Origin of the sequence: Shewanella sp. AS16 (genome assembly GCF_021412365.1) — a bacterium.
GTDB lineage: Bacteria > Pseudomonadota > Gammaproteobacteria > Enterobacterales > Shewanellaceae > Shewanella > Shewanella salipaludis.
Map to the genome: position 1 here is coordinate 1 of NZ_JAKCLK010000083.1, position 368 is coordinate 368.

The window sequence follows — 368 nt, forward strand, 5'->3', positions numbered from 1 at the left end:
GAAATTGTCTATAAAATAAATAAAATTGTGGAAAGAAGACGTGCAGAAGGAGCTAAAAGTACAGATGTAAGTTTCTCAAGCATATCCACTATGCTTCTCGAATTAGGGCTTCGTGTACATGAGGCTCAGATGGAGCGTAAAGAGTCAGCGTTCAATCAGGCTGAGTTTAATAAGGTACTTCTTGAATGTGCGGTAAAAACACAGTCAACAGTTGCTAAGATTTTAGGTATTGAGTCACTAAGCCCTCATGTTTCCGGGAATCCAAAGTTTGAATATGCGAATATGGTCGAAGATATCAGGGATAAGGTGTCATCTGAGATGGAGAGGTTCTTTCCAGAAAATGATGAGGAATAAAAAGGAATTAAAAG

Annotated in this window: 1 protein-coding gene; it reads left to right on the forward strand. The window is 38.3% G+C overall.

Annotation, left to right across the window (positions count from 1 at the left end; all coding sequences use genetic code 11):
• On the forward strand, nt 1–354 hold a 354-nt coding region (traM, locus tag LZP73_RS19440; RefSeq protein WP_267960256.1), incomplete at its 5' end, for a conjugal transfer relaxosome DNA-binding protein TraM.
• Between the last annotated feature and the right edge of the window lie 14 nt (nt 355–368).